The 16,548-nt window shown below is 62.3% G+C and carries 15 protein-coding genes and 1 pseudogene; 14 read left to right on the top strand and 2 right to left on the bottom strand.

All coding sequences use genetic code 11. The annotated features are described in order from the left end of the window. Positions 1 to 67: 67 nt before the first annotated feature. The 13 genes and pseudogenes from ACM6IT_RS28470 to ACM6IT_RS28410 all read left to right on the top strand — a co-directional run bounded on the left by ACM6IT_RS28470 (position 68) and on the right by ACM6IT_RS28410 (position 12,771). Complete coding sequence (locus ACM6IT_RS28470) at positions 68 to 1,189, top strand: LLM class flavin-dependent oxidoreductase (protein ID WP_116581264.1); 1,122 nt, start codon at positions 68 to 70, stop codon at positions 1,187 to 1,189. A 680-nt stretch (positions 1,190 to 1,869) separates the two neighbouring features. Next, positions 1,870 to 2,229, top strand: a pseudogene (locus ACM6IT_RS28465) (DUF6124 family protein). 141 nt (positions 2,230 to 2,370) lie between these two features. After that, on the top strand, positions 2,371 to 3,261 hold the full coding sequence (locus ACM6IT_RS28460) for a VOC family protein (RefSeq protein ID WP_056722365.1): 891 nt from the start codon (positions 2,371 to 2,373) through the stop codon (positions 3,259 to 3,261). 11 nt (positions 3,262 to 3,272) lie between these two features. Next, a complete protein-coding gene (locus ACM6IT_RS28455) occupies positions 3,273 to 4,154 on the top strand; it encodes a CoA transferase subunit A (RefSeq protein WP_414919143.1) in 882 nt (293 codons plus the stop codon). Positions 4,155 to 4,165: 11 nt separating this feature from the next. Continuing rightward, complete coding sequence (locus ACM6IT_RS28450; RefSeq protein ID WP_414919142.1) at positions 4,166 to 4,954, top strand: CoA-transferase subunit beta; 789 nt, start codon at positions 4,166 to 4,168, stop codon at positions 4,952 to 4,954. Positions 4,955 to 4,977: 23 nt separating this feature from the next. Next, entirely contained in the window at positions 4,978 to 5,850 is an 873-nt protein-coding gene (locus tag ACM6IT_RS28445) for an enoyl-CoA hydratase (RefSeq protein WP_414919141.1), read from the top strand. Between the two features lie 2 nt (positions 5,851 to 5,852). Continuing rightward, positions 5,853 to 6,920 (top strand): NAD(P)H-dependent flavin oxidoreductase, encoded by a 1,068-nt coding sequence (locus ACM6IT_RS28440; protein WP_414919140.1) that lies wholly within the window; start codon positions 5,853 to 5,855, stop codon positions 6,918 to 6,920. An 11-nt stretch (positions 6,921 to 6,931) separates the two neighbouring features. Further along, on the top strand, positions 6,932 to 7,687 hold the full coding sequence (locus ACM6IT_RS28435; protein ID WP_409078864.1) for an enoyl-CoA hydratase family protein: 756 nt from the start codon (positions 6,932 to 6,934) through the stop codon (positions 7,685 to 7,687). Between the two features lie 10 nt (positions 7,688 to 7,697). Then, complete coding sequence (locus tag ACM6IT_RS28430; RefSeq protein WP_414919183.1) at positions 7,698 to 8,864, top strand: acyl-CoA dehydrogenase family protein; 1,167 nt, start codon at positions 7,698 to 7,700, stop codon at positions 8,862 to 8,864. Between the two features lie 10 nt (positions 8,865 to 8,874). Beyond that, positions 8,875 to 9,942 carry an acyl-CoA dehydrogenase family protein gene (locus ACM6IT_RS28425; protein ID WP_414919139.1) on the top strand — a complete coding sequence of 356 codons (1,068 nt, stop codon included), beginning with the start codon at positions 8,875 to 8,877 and terminating at the stop codon, positions 9,940 to 9,942. A 148-nt stretch (positions 9,943 to 10,090) separates the two neighbouring features. Continuing rightward, positions 10,091 to 11,239 (top strand): acetyl-CoA C-acetyltransferase, encoded by a 1,149-nt coding sequence (locus ACM6IT_RS28420; protein ID WP_414919138.1) that lies wholly within the window; start codon positions 10,091 to 10,093, stop codon positions 11,237 to 11,239. 71 nt (positions 11,240 to 11,310) lie between these two features. Then, entirely contained in the window at positions 11,311 to 12,186 is an 876-nt protein-coding gene (locus ACM6IT_RS28415) for an SDR family oxidoreductase (RefSeq protein WP_414919137.1), read from the top strand. Between the two features lie 75 nt (positions 12,187 to 12,261). Continuing rightward, positions 12,262 to 12,771, top strand: coding sequence for a DUF1993 family protein (locus ACM6IT_RS28410; RefSeq protein WP_056722346.1), 510 nt, complete (start codon positions 12,262 to 12,264; stop codon positions 12,769 to 12,771). 150 nt (positions 12,772 to 12,921) lie between these two features. Here ACM6IT_RS28410 and sstT read toward each other — a convergent pair whose 3' ends face one another. Then, positions 12,922 to 14,154: a serine/threonine transporter SstT gene (gene sstT, locus ACM6IT_RS28405; protein ID WP_046043062.1), complete on the bottom strand. Its 1,233-nt coding sequence runs from the start codon at positions 14,152 to 14,154 to the stop codon at positions 12,922 to 12,924. 345 nt (positions 14,155 to 14,499) lie between these two features. On the opposite strand from sstT, the gene ACM6IT_RS28400 reads away from it, so the two are divergent. Further along, on the top strand, positions 14,500 to 15,660 hold the full coding sequence (locus tag ACM6IT_RS28400) for an MFS transporter (protein ID WP_008048831.1): 1,161 nt from the start codon (positions 14,500 to 14,502) through the stop codon (positions 15,658 to 15,660). On the opposite strand, the gene nhaR is transcribed toward ACM6IT_RS28400, so the two are convergent. Continuing rightward, positions 15,647 to 16,546, bottom strand: a complete 900-nt coding sequence (nhaR, locus tag ACM6IT_RS28395; RefSeq protein WP_414919136.1) for a transcriptional activator NhaR — start codon at positions 16,544 to 16,546, stop codon at positions 15,647 to 15,649. The genes ACM6IT_RS28400 and nhaR overlap by 14 nt on opposite strands. Between the last annotated feature and the right edge of the window lie 2 nt (positions 16,547 to 16,548).

Genomic DNA, 16,548 nt, shown 5'->3' with positions numbered 1-16,548 from the left:
GAGCATTGGCGGTAAGGCGATGGTCTACGGCGCCGACTGCGCATCCAAATAAGCACAAGGATCAACCATGAAATTTTCCCTGATTTACGAAGCCCAGACGGTGGACTCCAGCCGCGAAGGCGACCGCAAGATTTTCGAGGACACCGTCGAACAGGCCGTGCTCGCCGACAAGCTCGGTTTCGACACCTTCTGGTGCGTGGAACACACCGCGCTGAGCAACTACTCGCACATGTCCGCGCCGGAAACCATGCTGGCTTTCGTGGCCGGTAAAACCGAGCGCATCGGCATCGGCCACGGCGTGGTCTGCCTGCCGCCGGCGATGAACCACCCGGTGAAAGTCGCCGAGCGCATCGCCACCCTCGACCTGCTGTCCAAGGGCCGTGTGCACTTTGGCGTGGGTAAGGGCGGCACCCAGCAGGAAGCCGGCACCTTCGGCTACGACCTGGCGACCTTGCAGCCGCAGATCGACGAGATGATGTACCTGATCCCGAAAATGTTCGTGCAGGACGAGATCGAGCACAACGGCGACTTCGTGCAGATCCCCAAGCGCCCGATCCATCCAAAGCCGTACCAGGATCCGCACCCGCCGATGTACCTGGCGTGCACCAACACCGAGTCGCTGAAGAATGCCGGTGGTCGTGGCATGGGCGCGCTGGTGCTGGGCTTCGGTGGCCCGGAAGAAATCGCCAAGAAGGTCGAGGTGTATCACACGGCCTACGACAACCGCGATGAGAAGAAGCAAGTGGGCTTCCGTCCTAATCGCCACATTGCCGCGCTGTGCCCGGCCATCGTGCTGGACGACAACGAAGAAGCGCGCCGCATCGGTATCCGTGGCCAGCGCTACTTCATGGAGTCCCTGGGCTACTGGTACGGCGGCGGCGAACGTCCGGACCCGGAGAAGTGGAAAGACGACACCTTCGTCGATGGCAACGGCCAGAGCGTGATCAAGTCGCGCTTCGCCTCCGAAGAAGTCAGCGTCGACTTCTCCGACCCGACCATGGCCATGATGAACCCGAACCACGCCTACGGCACCGTCGAGGATTGCATCGGCTACGTGCAGCGCCTGATCGATGCCGGCGCCGACGAAATTCTGTTCATCTGCCAGATGGGCACCGTGCCGCAGTGGGCACAACTGGAGACCTTGAAGAACATTGGCGAGAAGGTGATTCCGCATTTCCGCAAGGGATAACGGAAAGCACAGGGCGTCGAACAACTCCATCCCTGTGGGAGCGGGCTTGCCCGCGATGAGGGCATTACATTCAACATTTCAGTTGGCTGACAGATCGCCTTCGCGGGCAAGCCCGCTCCCACAGGTTCAGTGTCATGCCCCAATGCCTCATTTTTTCAGGCCAGGCACGGACGTCAGGCCAACTTTTCCAACGGGTCCCCAAGGCCCGTTTTTTTATGCCTCAGATATTTCAGACCATCCCCGTAGGAGCTGCCGAAGGCTGCGATCTTTTGATCTTGATCTGGAAAAACAAAATCAAAAGATCGCAGCCTTCGGCAGCTCCTACAAAGGTGTTAGTGAGGGTTGTTTAATGCCTGTCGGATTAACGTCTTGAAAGCTACAGCGCCTTGCGTCGTTGCCTACAGGTACGCCAGAATCCGCCGGCTTGTGCGCCTTGGAGCCCCTCGGTAACTTGATTCGCGTCACTGCTCATCAGTGATCGGGTTTAGCAGCTCGGGTATAACCTAAGTCGTACGACGCTTCTATCAGTCAGGTTTTGTGCCTGTATTTTGATGGTGGCTGTACGCAGGGCGCCCTTGGGCGCGCCGGCTTCTTAGGTTCCCCGGTCTGCTAACCTGCGTGCAGCTGCCACCCTCTTCGTTTAGCAGCAGGAGGTTGGCACATCATTAGGAACCTGAGATATGTTCAAAGTCACACCAAACCCGCCGGACACCGATCCAGCATCCCCGTACGAACCCGATTCAAAAAAACTCAACGAAGCCGCCGAGCGTGCCCTCGCTTACCACTTCCCCTAGACCGCCGACATCAAAGCCACCCCTCGAACCATCAGCACGCTGTTCAGCGTCGACCCCGGGGCCACGACCGAAACCCTGGTGGTCTATCTGGTCGAGACCCTGGCCTCGGTCGATGTGATGGTGCATCAACTGGTGGATCATCTGGAGGGCGGTGACCGTAATGCGCTGCTGGGTATTTCCAATAGCGTCATGCTGGCTGAGATCACCGCGAACCGCGTGCTCGATCAAGTCGATCCGCGAGAGTAGCGATTGCGTTCTGCCTGTTTTCCGCTAGTCCCATTGGACGATGTTGCCCCTCCCCGAACCCGTTTGAATAGCCCCTACATAAAGTCTCCCCCGGCACCAGCCGAAGGGCGGCACGGCCTGAGAAAAACGAGGAGTGCATCCATGGATATCCGTGGTCTGGGTTACGTCACCCTGCTGTCCAGCGACCTGGCGCAATGGCGCCACTACGCAAGCCAGGTGTTGGGCATGATGGTCAGCGGCGATGATGAGCGTCTGTACCTGAAAATGGACGAGCGTCATTACCGCATCCTCGTGCAGAAGAACGCCGAGAACGGTTTCGGTGCCTGCGGTTGGGAGGTGGCCGGCAAGGCGGCGCTGGAACAGGCGGTCAGCGAGTTGCAGCAGGCCGACGTGCAAGTGATCCGTGGCACCGCCGCCGAAGCGGAACTGCGCAAGGTCCAGGAACTGGTGCACTTCAGCGACCCGGATGGCAATCGCCACGAAATTTTCTGGGGCCCGTTGCAGGATTTCGCCCGTTTCGTCTCGCCGGTGGGCGTCAAAGGTTTTGTCACCAACGACCTCGGCATGGGCCACGTCGTACTGCCAGCCCCGGCCTTCGAACGCTGCCGCGACTTCTACGAGCAGGTGATGGGTTTCGGCCTGTCGGACCTGATGAAAGTCCGCTTCACCCCGGACCCGGCCGAACCGCAAAAGCGTATTCACTTCCTGCACTGCAACAACGGCCGCCACCACTCGCTGGCGATTTTCGAGTGCCCGATGCCCCACGGTTGCGTGCACATGATGGTCGAGGTCAACGCGCTGGACGAAGTCGGCCGCGCCCTGGATCGCGTTCATGCCAACGGCGTGAAGCTGTCGGCCACCCTCGGCCAGCACACCAACGACCAGATGATTTCTTTCTACATCAAGACCCCGTCCGGGTTTGACCTGGAATACGGCTGCGATGGCCTGGTGGTCGACTGGGACCGCCACACACCGTTCGAAAGCACCGTGGTCAGCCACTGGGGCCACGACTTCAGTGTTGGTCGCCAATGAGGAACAAGACGATGGACAAGCAAATGAGCACCGCCGGGATTGTCGGCCAACTGCGTGACGGCATGACCATCGGTATCGGTGGCTGGGGCCCGCGCCGCAAGCCGATGGCGCTGGTGCGCGAGATTCTGCGCTCGGACCTCAAGGAGCTGACTGTTGTTGCATATGGTGGCGCGGACGTCGGCATGCTCTGCGCGGCCGGCAAGATCAAGAAGCTGGTGTTCGCCTTCGTGTCCCTGGATTTCATTCCACTGGAGCCGTACTTCCGCAAGGCGCGCCAGGAAGCGGCGCTGGAAGTGATGGAGATCGACGAAGGCATGTTGCTGCTTGGCCTGCGCGCCGCAGCGATGAATGTGCCGTTCATTCCGACCGCCGTGGGCCTGGGCACCGACGTGCTGCGCCACAACCGTCAGATCAAGTTGATCGCCTCGCCCTATGCCGATGGCAAGGACTGGGTCGCCATGCCGGCGCTCAAGCTCGACGCGGCGCTGGTGCATGTCGACCGCGCCGATGCACGCGGCGTGTGTCAGATCAGCGGTCCGGATCACTACATGGACGACCTGTTCGTGCGGGCCGCGACCCACAGCTACGTGACCTGCGATGAGCTGGTCGACAGCGAGTATTTCCATCAGGACAGCGCCCATGCCCATCAAGTGTTCTGGGAACGCAACCTGACCACCGCCGTGGCCCACGTGCCGGGCGGGGCGCATCCGTCGTCGTGCGCGCCGCTGTACGGTTTCGATATTGCGCACTTCAAAGCCTACAACGCCACGGTCCAGGCTGCCGATGGCTGGGAAGGTTATGTGCGCGACTACGTCGACTGCACCCACGAACAGTATCTGGAAAAGGTCGGCGGCCTGGCTGCGATCCGTGAACTGCCATTGCCGATTTTCTAAGGAGCCTTTCGATGAGCACTACTGATTTCAGCCTCGCTGAGTTGATGATCTGCGCGGCCTCCGAAGCCTGGCGCGAAGACGGCGAAGTATTGGCCTCCGGCATCGGCGTGATCCCGCGTCTGGCCGCTTCGCTGGCCATGTTGACCAGCAACCCGAACCTGCTGATGACCGATTCCGAAGCCTACATGGTTGCCGAACCGGTGCCGTTGGGCGCACGCAAGGGCTACGAGCCCAAGCGCGACAGCTGGATGGGTTTCTCGCGGATTTTCGACAACGTCTGGGGCGGCAAGCGCCATGCGTTGGTCGGCCCGACCCAGATCGACCGTTACGGTCAAGCCAACATTTCCTGCATCGGTGACTACGCCAAACCCAAGGCGCAGATGCTCGGCGTGCGCGGTTTCCCCGGCAACTCGATCAGCCACGCCAACTCGTTTTGCGTGCCGAGCCATAACCGGCGGGTATTCGTCGAAGGCGAGGTCGATATGGTTGCCTCGGTCGGCTACAACCCGGCCCGACTGGCGCGGGGCTGGTCGCTGGACGACATCGACATCCGCCTGATCATCACCGACCTCTGCGTCCTGGATTTCCAGGGCCCGCAGCGGCAGATGCGCATCCGTTCGCTGCACCCCGGCGTGACGGCGGCGCAAGTCCAGGACAACACCGGCTTCGAGCTGCACGTGCCGGACGTTTGCCCGACCACGGAGGCACCGACGGCCGAGCAGTTGCAGCTGATCCAGCGCCTGGATCCGCACAACCTGCGCGCCCTGCAACTCAAAGACAACCCGCCAGGCCAACGCTGAGCAACGCGTTGCGGAGAAAAGTGATGGCTGAACATAACGATAACAATCAGGCCGGGGTGGTGCTGTACGAGGTGCGCGACGCGGTGGCCCTGGTCACCATGAACCGCCCCGAGTTCCACAATGCGCAGAACTCGCAGATGACCTATGCGCTGGACGCGGCGTTTCGCCGGGCCTGCGATGACGATGAAGTGAAGGTCATTGTGCTGCGCGGCGCCGGCAAGCATTTCTCCGCCGGGCATGACATCGGCACCCCGGGCCGCGACGTCGACAAAACCTTCGACCGCGCCAGCCTGTGGTACGACCATGTGAACAAACCGGGCGGTGAGTTTCTCTATGCCCGCGAGCAGGAAGTCTATCTGGGCATGTGCCGTCGGTGGCGCGAGATGCCCAAGCCGACCATCGCCATGGTCCAGGGCGCGTGCATTGCCGGTGGTTTGATGCTGGCCTGGGTCTGCGACCTGATCGTCGCCAGCGAGGATGCGTATTTCGCCGATCCGGTGGTACGCATGGGCATTCCCGGGGTCGAGTATTTCGCCCACGTGCATGAACTCAATCCGCGCATCGCCAAGGAGTTCCTGTTCCTCGGCGAACGCATGCCGGCGCCGCGGGCCTATCAGATGGGCATGCTCAATCGGGTGGTGGCTCGCGACGAGCTGGAACAACAGACCTTCGACATCGCGGGGCGCATCGCCCAGATGCCGCGCCTGGGCCTGCAACTGAGCAAGCAAGCGGTGAACAACGCCGAAGACCTGATGGGCAAGCGCGCGACCATGGACATGGTGTTCGGCCTGCATCACTTCGCCCATGCCCACAATGAGCTGGTGTCCGGCGACCGCCTCGGCGGCTACGACGCCAAGGCCATGGCCAGTTCCCAGCGCAAAACGGGCGAGGCGTGAGCATGGCGATCTCGTTGAATACTCGTTTGACTGAACTGCTCGGTTGCCGCTACCCGATCATCCAGACCGCCATGGGCTGGGTCGCCGACCCGAAACTGGTGGCGGCCACGGGCAATGCTGGCGGCTTTGGTTTTCTCGCCGGGGCGACCATCGAACCGCAGCAGATGGAAGCGGTGATTATCGAAACCCGGCGCCTGACCGACCAGCCGTTCGGCGTGAACTTCCACATGTACCAGGCCAATGCCGGCGAGATCGTCGAGCTGGTATTGCGCCACAAAGTCCGGGCGGTCAGCTACAGCCGTTCGCCGGGCAAGCACATGATCAGCCGCCTGAAGGATGCCGGTGTGGTGTGCATCCCCACGGTGGGCGCGCTCAAGCATGCGCAGAAAGCCGTGGAAATGGGCGCCGATGCGGTGACTGTACAGGGCGGCGAGGGCGGCGGGCATACCGGTTCCGTTCCTACTTCGATGCTGCTTGATCAGGTGGTCAATGCCGTGTCGGTGCCCGTGGTGGCGGCCGGCGGCTTCAAGGACGGCAGGGGCCTGGTGTCAGCCCTGGCCTACGGTGCCGAAGGCATCGCCATGGGCACGCGTTTTTTGATGTGCGCCGACAGCCCGGTGCCCCAGGCGACCCTGGCGCGGTACCTGGCGGTCAAGGACCCGGCGGCCATCATCATCAGCCGCGCCATCGACGGCATGCCGCAACGGATGATCCGCAACGAATTGCTCAACCAGCTGGAAAACAGCGGTGGTCTCAAGCGCCTGTTGCTGGCGTTGCAAAGTGGCCTGGCCTACCGCCGCCACACGGGCATGAGCCTGACCCAGTTGCTGAGCAGTGCCTTGAAAATGCGCGGTGCCGGTGAACTGACCGCTGCGCAAAGCATCATGGCCGCTAACGCGCCGATGGTGATCCAGAAAGCCATGGTCGACGGGCGTCCGGCCGAGGGCGTGTTGCCTGCCGGACAAATCGCTGCATCCATCGACAGCTTGCCCAGCTGCGCCCAATTGATTGAACAGATCGTCCGCGACGCCGAAGCGCGCCTGGGCGAGCTGTGCCGCCGTGTGTCGTGAAGGGGAAAGGCATGAAACCATTTAGCGTGAGTATTGATAGCGGCATCGCAGAACTGGTGTTCGACCGGCCACCGGTCAATGCCTTCAGCAGTCAGGGCTGGGCCGATATCGCCAGCGAGATCGAGGGCCTGGGCCGCGACAGCGACGTGCGGGTGATCGTGATCCGTGCCGAAGGTCGCGGCTTCTGCGCCGGGGTCGATATCAAGGAACTGGCCGCCGACGGTAACCTGATCGTCGCGGTGAACAAGGGCAACTACGACAGCTTCAAGGCCATCCACCGCAACCCGAAACCGGTGATCGTCGCCGTGCACGGTTTCGTGCTGGGCGGCGGCATCGGCATTTGCGGCGCCGCCGACATCATCGTCGCGTCCGAGTGCGCCACCTTTGGCGTGCCGGAAGTGGATCGCGGGGCCATGGGCGGCGGTGCGCATTTGCAGCGCCTGTTCCCGGTGCAGAAAGTCCGCCACATGTACTTCACCGGCGAGGCTATCGACGCCGCCGAAGCCTACCGCCTGGGTGCGGTGGAGCGGGTGGTCAAGCGCGAAGACTTGCGCGACGCCGCGTTGCAGATCGCCCGCACCATCGCCGCCAAGAGCCCCGGCATGATCAGCCTGGCCAAGGAAGCGCTGAGCGGCATCGAAGACGGCAATCTGGAAGACAAATACCGCTGGGAGCAGGGCTTCACCCTCGAAGCCTACCGCTCACTGGACTCTCAGGAAGCACGCGACTCGTTCGTCGAGAAACGCGATGCCCGATTCAACGGCTGAAGGCATATCCATGGACCTGACCTATACCCCGGCCCAGCAGGCCTTTCGTGCCGAGGCACGGACCTGGCTGGCGACCAATGTACCGAGTGAACCGCTGCAATCGTTCGACACCGAGGCTGGCTTTGCCCAGCACCGGGCGTGGGAAGCCAGGCTCAACGAAGGCCGTTGGGGCATGGTCACCTGGCCGACCGAGCTCGGCGGGCGCGGTTGCGACCTGATCGAGTGGCTGATTTTCGAGGAGGAATACTACCGTTGCGGGGCGCCGGCACGGGTCAACCAGAACGGTATCTTCCTGCTCGGCCCGACCCTGATGGAGTACGGCACCCCGGAGCAAAAGGCGCGTTTTCTGCCGCGCATGGCCACTGGCGAAGACATCTGGGCCCAGGCCTGGTCCGAGCCGGGCGCCGGTTCCGACATGGCGGCGATCCGTTCCAAGGCTGAACGCGTGGGCGACCACTACGTGATCAACGGCCAGAAAACCTGGTCGACCCGTGCGGTGTGGGCCGATTGGGCGTTCGGTATTTTCCGTACCGACGCGCAGTCCCAGCGTCATCACGGCCTGACCTTCATTTTGCTGCCGCTGGATACGCCGGGGATCACCGTGCGGCCGATTCCGCAGCTCAACGGCTTGCCGGGCTTCGCCGAGATCTTCTTCGACGACGTCAAGGTGCCGGTGGAGAACGCCCTCGGTGGCGAAGGCATGGGCTGGCATGTGGCGATGTCTACCGCCGGTTTCGAGCGGGGTTTGTTGCTGCGCTCACCGGCGCGCTTCCAGGAAACCGCCAAGCGTCTGGTGCAGCTGTACCTGGCCAACCGCGAGCAGGCCGACCGCGACCCGGCCATCGGTGAAGCGGTGATGCGTGCCTGGCTCGATGCCGAGGCCTACACCCTGAGCACCTACATGACCGCCTCGCAACTGGTGCAGGGCGGCAAGATCGGGCCGGAGTCGTCGACCAACAAGATCTTCTGGTCCGAACTCGACCAGCGCATGCACGACACCGCCATGAGCATTCTCGGCCTGCGCGGCGAACTGCTGCCGCATGCACCGGCCGCCGGTGACGTCGGCCATTGGCTGGAAGGTTTCCTGTTTGCCCAGGCCGGTCCGATCTACGCCGGCACCAACGAGATCCAGCGCAACATCATTGCCGAACGCATGCTCGGCATGCCGCGTGCCTGAGGAATAGACCATGGACTTTAGTTTCAGCCGCGACCAACTGCTGTTTCAGGACAACGTCCGCAGCTTTCTGATCAACGAAGTCACCCCGGAACGCATCCGCGAACTGTGGCAGAGCGACAACGGGCGCAGTGATCAGCTCTGGGCACAACTGGTGGAACTCGGCCTGACCGCCCTGACCGTCCCCGAGGCGCAGGACGGCATGGGCATGAATGAGCTGGACTTCGTGCTGATCGCCCAGGAATGCGGTTATGCCGGGCTGCCAGAACCGTTGGTGGACACCATGCTGATCGGCGTGCCGTTGCTTGCCGCCCTGGATGAGCAACACGCGTCGCTCAAACAAAAATGGCTGTCGCAAGTGGCCGAGGGCCGTGCACGTCTCGCGGTTTCCGAGCCAGGTAACCCGCTGGTCAGTGATGCCCACGTTGCTGATCTGCTGCTGCTGGCCAATGGCGACGAAGTGCACGCCCTGGAGCGTGATGCCGTGCGCTTGACCCGCAACGAGTCGGTCGATCCGAGCCGTCAGTTGTTTCAGGTCGAGTGGACGCCAACCCCCGCCACTTGTGTGGCCAGTGGTGAACAGGGCCGACGCCTGTGGGCAGCCGCCTTCAACCGTGGCGCCCTCGCCAGTGCCGCGCAATTGCTCGGGCTGGCCAAACGCATGGTCGACCTGGCGGTGGACTACACCTTCGAGCGCAAGCAGTTCGGCAAACCGGTGGGTTCGTTCCAGGCGGTCAAGCATCTGATGGCCAACGTCGCGGTGCATATCGAGTTCGCCAAGGGCCCGCTGTACCGCGCCGCTTATGCCATCGCCGAACAACAACCGGAGCAGGACGTATTCGTGTCCCACGCCAAATTGGCGACCGCAGAAGCGGCCATGCTCGCGGCGAAAAACACCATCCAGGCTCACGGTGCCATGGGGTACACCTGGGAAGTGGATTTGCACCTGTTCATGAAACGCGCCTGGGTGCTGGACAAGGTCTGGGGTGATCGCGGCCTGCACAAAGGGCGGATTCGCGCGGCGCTGTTTGACGGCACACCCGCGCTGGGTGCGGGCAGTACGTTTCTGACTCGTCAGTAAGGGTGACGAAATCCCCTGTGGGAGCGGGCTTGCTCGCGAAGGCGGCAGCACATTCAACATTTTTGTCGACTGAACTGACGCATTCGCGAGCAAGCCCGCTCCCACAGGTTATCGGCGCCTGACTTCAACTTTTATTGTGGGATACACCATGCCTGAAGCTTATATCGTCGACGCCCTGCGCACGCCCACCGGGCGGCGCAAGGGTGGTCTGAGCCAGATCCACGCCGCCGACCTGGGCGCCCACGTATTGCGTGCGCTGGTCGGGCGCAACGCCATTCCCGACGAGGATTACGACGACGTGATCTTCGGCTGTGTCGACACCATCGGCCCGCTGGCCGGTGACATCGCCCGTACCAGTTGGCTGGCGGCCGGCCTGTCGCAAGCGGTGCCGGGCACCACCATCGATCGCCAGTGCGGTTCGTCCCAGCAAGCGGTGCACTTCGCCGCCCAGGCGGTGATGAGCGGTACCCAGGATGTGGTCGTCGCCGGTGGCGTGCAGACCATGACCCAGATCCCGATTTCCTCGGCGATGATCGCCGCCGAACCCTTGGGCTTCACCGATCCGTTCAGCGGTTCCGAAGGCTGGGTGCGGCGCTATGGCGCGCAACCGCCAACGCAGTTCCGTTCGGCGCAGATGATCGCGCAAAAGTGGGACCTGTCCCGGGCGCAGCTTGAAGCCTATTCGCTGGAGTCCCATCGACGTGCCTTGCAGGCCATCGAGCAAGGCCGCTTCAATCGCGAGATCGTGCCACTGGCCGGTGTGCTGCATGACGAAACGCCACGCCAGACCAGCCTGGAAAAAATGGCCGAGCTGGAGTTCCTGTTCGGCTGCGACCGGGTGACCGCCGCGGTGTCGAGCCAGACCTGTGATGCGGCCAGTGCGATGCTGATCGTTTCGGAGGCGGCGCTCAAACGTTACGGCCTGACACCACGGGCTCGCATCCATCACCTGAGCGTGCGCGCCGAAGACCCGATCTGGATGCTCACCGCGCCGATCCCGGCTACCGCTTACGCACTCAAGCGTGCCGGCATGAAGCTGGAAGACATCGACCGCGTAGAGATCAACGAAGCCTTCGCCTCGGTGGCCATGGCCTGGTTGAAAGAAACGGGCTATCCCCATGAACAGACCAACGTCAACGGCGGCGCGATTGCCCTCGGCCATCCATTGGGTGCCACCGGCACCCGCTTGATGTGCACCTTGCTGCATGAACTGGAACGCAGCGGTGGACGCTACGGCATGCAGACCATGTGCGAAGGCGGCGGTCAGGCCAACGTGACGATTATCGAACGCCTGTGATTTCAAGATGCCCACTGAACCTGTGGGAGCGGGATTGTGGCAACGAGTGATGAATTTGAAGGATGAGCAATATGAAAATCTGTGAAAACCGTGTGGTGATCATCACCGGTGCCGGCGGTGGCCTGGGCCGCGCCTACGCGCTGGCTTTCGCCGCCGAAGGCGCGAAAGTGGTGGTCAACGACATCAACCGCGAAGCAGCGCTGGCCGTGGTCGGCGAAATCCTGGGGCAAGGCGGCAGCGCCGTGGCCAACAGCGACGACATCACCCGCTACGACTCGGCGGGCCTGATTGTGCGCCAGGCCATCGAAACCTTTGGCGACCTGAATGTGGTGGTCAACAACGCCGGCATCTGCCGCGACCGCATGTTCGCCAGCCTCAGCGAAGCCGACTGGGATGCCGTGGTGGCCGTGCATCTGAAGGGCCATTTCTGCATTTCCAGCCACGCCGTCAAATATTGGCGCGAGCAGGCCAAGGGCGGTGCCAAGGTCGATGCGCGGATCATCAACACCAGCTCCGGCGCCGGGTTGCAGGGCTCCGTCGGCCAGTCCAACTATGCGGCGGCCAAGGGTGGTATTGCCTCGCTGACCCTGGTGCAGGCGGCTGAACTGCGCCGCTACGGGATCACCGCCAATGCCCTGGCGCCGGCCGCGCGCACCGGGATGACCGAGCAAGTGTTCGCCGACACCATGAAAAAGCCTGAAGAAGGCTTCGATTACTTCGCCCCGGAAAACGTCGCGCCGCTGGTGGTGTGGCTGGGCTCCGAGGCTTCCGCCGGGGTGACCGGGCAGATGTTCGAAGTCGAGGGCGGCAAGTTGTCGATCGCCGACGGCTGGCGCCGTGGTCCGCAACTGGATCGCCAGGGCCGCTGGGCGGTTGGCGAGATGGGCGAAGCGATTGCGCAGCTGATGACTCAGGCCGTTCCGGCGGCGAAGGTTTACGGCAGCTGAAAAAGAACGGTCTCGGGAGGGCGCGGGTGGCTATAATCGGCCCCACGTTCCCTCCTGTCATCACACGAGACTGCCATGACCATTTCCCTGTACGACGCTTCCATCCCTGTTCTCCAGCAAATGCTCAACGCCCTCAGCGGTGTGCTGAAAAAGGCCGAAGCCCACGCTACCGAAAAAAACATCGACCCTAATGCCTTCCTGCAAGCGCGCCTGTTCCCGGACATGTTCCCGCTGGTACGCCAGGTGCAGATCGCCGTTGATTTCGCCAAAGGCATTTCTTCGCGTCTGGCCGAAGTCGAACTGCCGAAGTACGACGACACTGAAACCACCTTCGCCGAGCTGCAAGCATTGATCGCCAAGGTTCTGGCCTACATCGGCGAGTTCACGCCGGAGCAGATCAACGGCAAGGAAGGCATCGAGATCGTGACCCGTCCGGGCACGCCTAAAGAGAAGCGCTTCAGCGGCCAGTCCTACCTGCTGACCTACGGCCTGCCGCAGTTCTTCTTCCACGTCACCACCACTTACGCACTGCTGCGCCACAACGGCGTGGAAGTGGGCAAGCGCGACTACATGGGCGCGTTCTAAACCGTCCAGGTACAAAAAAGCCCGCCAAGGTTTGCACCTTGGCGGGCTTTTTCGTTGGTGGAGCCAGAGATCGCAGCCTGCGGCAGCTCCTACAGGGTGTACGGTGAGCCAATGTAGGAGCTGCCGCAGGCTGCGATCTTTTGATCTTCGTTAGGCCAGGCGTTCTGCTTTTGCCTCTTCACCCAGGCAAGCCGCCGCGGTGAACAGCACATCGGTGGAGGAGTTCAGCGCGGTTTCCGCCGAGTCCTGCAACACGCCGATGATGAAACCGACCGCCACCACCTGCATGGCGATTTCGCTCGGGATGCCAAACAGGCTGCACGCCAGTGGAATCAGCAACAGCGAACCACCGGCCACACCCGAAGCACCGCAGGCGCAGATGGCTGCGACGACGCTCAGCAGGATCGCGGTGGGAATGTCCACGGCGATGCCGAGGGTGTGCACGGCCGCCAGGGTCAGCACGGTGATGGTGATCGCAGCTCCCGCCATATTGATGGTCGCGCCCAGCGGGATCGATACCGAGTAGGTGTCTTCGTGCAGGCCCAGGCGCTTGCTCAACTCCAGGTTGACCGGAATGTTCGCCGCCGAGCTACGGGTGAAGAATGCCGTGATGCCGCTTTCGCGCAGGCAGGTCAGCACCAGCGGGTACGGGTTGCGACGCAATTTCCAGAACACGATCAGCGGGTTCATCACCAGCGCCACGAACAGCATGCAGCCCAGCAGTACGGCCAGCAGGTGCGCGTAGCCGATCAGGGCGCCGAAACCGGAGGTGGCGAGCGTCGAGGCCACCAGGCCGAAGATGCCCAGCGGGGCGAAGCTGATCACCAGGCGCACAATCACCGTCACGCCGTTGGACAGGTCGCCCAGCACTTCACGGGTGGTGTCGCCGGCGTGGCGGATGGCAATGCCCATGCCGATGGCCCAGGCCAGAATACCAATGAAGTTGGCATTCATCAGGGCGCTGACCGGATTATCGACCACGCTCAGCAACAGGCTTTGCAGCACTTCGCCAATCCCGCCTGGCGCAGTGACCGCGACGTCCTGGGTCGACAGCACCAGGCTCGAAGGGAACGTCATGCTGGCAACCACCGCGACCACGGCGGCGGCGAAAGTGCCCAGCAGATACAGGAACAGAATCGGCCGGATATGGGTTTCCTGGCCGTGCTTGTGGTTGGCAATCGACGCCATGACCAGCACGAACACAAGAATTGGCGCGACGGCTTTCAGTGCCGAGACAAACACTTTGCCGATGAACGCCGTGGACTTGGCCAGGTCGGGGGCAATCAGTGCCAGGGCAATACCGGCGATCAGGCCGATCACGATCTGTGTGACCAGGCTCAAGCGTTTAAGGCGTTGCAATAGAGAAGGGGATGAAGCAGTCATAAAACGGCATCTCTGATTTTTTATAAGTGCGAGGTTTCACCGCAGTTGCAGCAACAAGCAGGGCAGGCCGCAGACGGGAAACCGAGAGGGGAACACGGCGCTAATGCCAGCGCTGATTCCTGTGGCGAGGGAGCAAGCTCCCTCGCCACAAAGGGCGCGGACTTTATCACAGCGCAGGAACGATCTTTCAGGCCTGTGACGAACTGCCACCCTGGCATTCAACGCGAATTGCAGGTTCGTGCAACCGCATCCGAAAACACTCTGTTAAGATTCGCCATCCTCATTTTCATCTCTGCCAGTGGGCCTTCGGGCTATCGCTGGTGTTTTCGTTTTCTGGAGTTTTGCATGCTGTTGCCCATTCTTCTGTTGTCCGCCGCCGGCTTCACGGTGCTGACCACGGAGTTCATCATCGTCGGCCTGTTGCCGGCCATCGCCCGGGACCTGGAGGTCAGCATCCCCCAGGCCGGTTTGCTGGTGACCCTGTTCGCTTTCACCGTGGCCGCGTTCGGGCCGTTCCTGACGGCGTATTTCGCCCGCTTCGAGCGGCGCAAGCTGTTCATCTCGGTGCTGATCATGTTTGGCTTGGCCAACACGCTCGCAGCGCTGGCGCCGAATATCTGGGTGATGGCGTTTGCCCGTTTGATCCCGGCACTGGGGCTGCCGGTGTTCTGGGCCTTGGCCAGCGAAACGGCGGTGGATATCGTCGGGCCGGATTACGCCGGGCGCGCCATTGCCAAGATCGGTTTCGGCATCGTTTGCGCCACGGTGTTTGGCATTCCCGTGGGCACGCTGATTTCCGATGCGTTCGGCTGGCGCAGTGCCTTCGCGATTCTGGCGGTCATCGCCTTTGCCAAGGCGTTGCTGCTGTTTATCTATCTGCCCAGGACCAACCTGCACCAGCATCAGGTGAGTTTTCGCTCGCAGTTCAAGATCCTGCGCAGCCCGCTGATGCTCGGTCACGTGCTGCTGTCTGTGATTGTGTTCAGCGGCATGTTCACCGCGTACACCTATCTGGCGGACATTCTTGAGCGCCTGGCAGGCTTCAACGGCACCGTGGTCGGCTGGTGCCTGATGGGCTTCGGCGCGGTCGGGCTGATCGGCAACTCCCTGGGTGGCCGTGCGGTGGATCGTCACCCGTTGATGGCGTCGATGATGTTCTGTGCGTTCATGATCGCCGGCCTGGTGGCGCTGGTGCCGAACATCCATTCGCCCCTCGGCCTGGCGGCGGCGATGGGCATCTGGGGCGTGACCCAGGCGGCGTTGTTCCTGGTCAGCCATGTGCGCCTGATGAAAGCGGCGCCCGAAGCGCCGGCTTTCGCCGCGTCGCTGAACATCGCCGGGGCCAACCTCGGTATCGGTCTGGGGGCGATGATCGGTGGTCGGGTGATCGACAGCGTCGGTCTGCAAGGCCTTGGCTTCGCCGCCGCCGCTTTCATTCTGGCGTCGATCCTGCTGGCCATCGCCCTGATGACCTTCAAGCCCCGCGAAGAGGTCACAGCGCTGTAAACAGCTCGCGTCGGGCACCTTCGGTAATGGCGACAATGCCGGGGTGCTTGACCTTGCGTTCCACTGAGATGGCATAGAACGACTCGCTCACCGCGTCGGTCTGGCCAATCACCTCCACGCCGCATTGGCGTTGCACTTCATCGGCAATCACGCTCGGGCCGATGAAGATCCCGCTACCGGATTGCCCGAAAGCCTGCATCAACGCGCTGTCGTCGAACTCGCCAACGATTTGCGGCTGGATCTGCTGCTCGGCAAACCAGCGTTGCAAGCGGCTGCGCACCACGGTTTCCGGCCCGGGAATCAGCAGCGGCGCACCGTGCAGGTTGCGCGGAAAGTCCCGGCCGTAACGGGCCGCCAGTTCCGGGGTGGCGAAGAAGCTGATCCCGCACTCACCGAGTTTCTGGCTGTAGCCCTTGATGTCCAAGTGTGATGGCATCGGGCTGTCGGAGATCACCAGGTCCAGGCGCTGGATCGCCAGGTCGGCCAACAAACGTTCAAGCTTGTCTTCGCGGCACGTGATGCGCAGCGGTTCGCTCAGCTCCATGGTCGGTGCGATCAGGCGATAGACGATGGACTTGGGCACCACGTCGGCCACACCGACACGAAACAGGATCTGCTGTTCATTGGGTTGTGCCCGCAGCATCAGTTCCAGTTCGCCACCGAGTTGGAACATTTGTTCGGCGTAGGGCAGGGCCTGGCGGCCGGCCTCGGTGAGTTCCAGTTGCCGTCCGACGCGCCGGAACAACTCGATGCCAAAGGTCTGTTCCAGCAATGAAATCTGCCCGCTGATGGTTTGTGGCGTGAGATTGAGCTGCTCACAGGCGCGCACGATGCTGCCGGTCTTGGCCACCACCCAGAAGTAATGCAATTGCCGATAATTGAGCATGG

The sequence above is a fragment of the Pseudomonas sp. IT-P4 genome, assembly GCF_949767755.1.
GTDB lineage: Bacteria > Pseudomonadota > Gammaproteobacteria > Pseudomonadales > Pseudomonadaceae > Aquipseudomonas > Aquipseudomonas monachiensis.
This window is presented reverse-complemented; position numbering and strand designations above follow the sequence as displayed.

Coding starts and splice junctions, on each gene's coding strand:
- nhaR (WP_414919136.1), bottom strand. CDS start 16,546: ATGCTCAATTATCGGCAATTGCATTACTTCTGGGTGGTGGCCAAGACC.
- ACM6IT_RS28470 (WP_116581264.1), top strand. CDS start 68: ATGAAATTTTCCCTGATTTACGAAGCCCAGACGGTGGACTCCAGCCGC.
- ACM6IT_RS28445 (WP_414919141.1), top strand. CDS start 4,978: ATGGCTGAACATAACGATAACAATCAGGCCGGGGTGGTGCTGTACGAG.
- ACM6IT_RS28430 (WP_414919183.1), top strand. CDS start 7,698: ATGGACCTGACCTATACCCCGGCCCAGCAGGCCTTTCGTGCCGAGGCA.
- ACM6IT_RS28400 (WP_008048831.1), top strand. CDS start 14,500: ATGCTGTTGCCCATTCTTCTGTTGTCCGCCGCCGGCTTCACGGTGCTG.
- ACM6IT_RS28450 (WP_414919142.1), top strand. CDS start 4,166: ATGAGCACTACTGATTTCAGCCTCGCTGAGTTGATGATCTGCGCGGCC.
- sstT (WP_046043062.1), bottom strand. CDS start 14,154: ATGACTGCTTCATCCCCTTCTCTATTGCAACGCCTTAAACGCTTGAGC.
- ACM6IT_RS28435 (WP_409078864.1), top strand. CDS start 6,932: ATGAAACCATTTAGCGTGAGTATTGATAGCGGCATCGCAGAACTGGTG.
- ACM6IT_RS28460 (WP_056722365.1), top strand. CDS start 2,371: ATGGATATCCGTGGTCTGGGTTACGTCACCCTGCTGTCCAGCGACCTG.
- ACM6IT_RS28455 (WP_414919143.1), top strand. CDS start 3,273: ATGGACAAGCAAATGAGCACCGCCGGGATTGTCGGCCAACTGCGTGAC.
- ACM6IT_RS28410 (WP_056722346.1), top strand. CDS start 12,262: ATGACCATTTCCCTGTACGACGCTTCCATCCCTGTTCTCCAGCAAATG.
- ACM6IT_RS28420 (WP_414919138.1), top strand. CDS start 10,091: ATGCCTGAAGCTTATATCGTCGACGCCCTGCGCACGCCCACCGGGCGG.
- ACM6IT_RS28425 (WP_414919139.1), top strand. CDS start 8,875: ATGGACTTTAGTTTCAGCCGCGACCAACTGCTGTTTCAGGACAACGTC.
- ACM6IT_RS28415 (WP_414919137.1), top strand. CDS start 11,311: ATGAAAATCTGTGAAAACCGTGTGGTGATCATCACCGGTGCCGGCGGT.
- ACM6IT_RS28440 (WP_414919140.1), top strand. CDS start 5,853: ATGGCGATCTCGTTGAATACTCGTTTGACTGAACTGCTCGGTTGCCGC.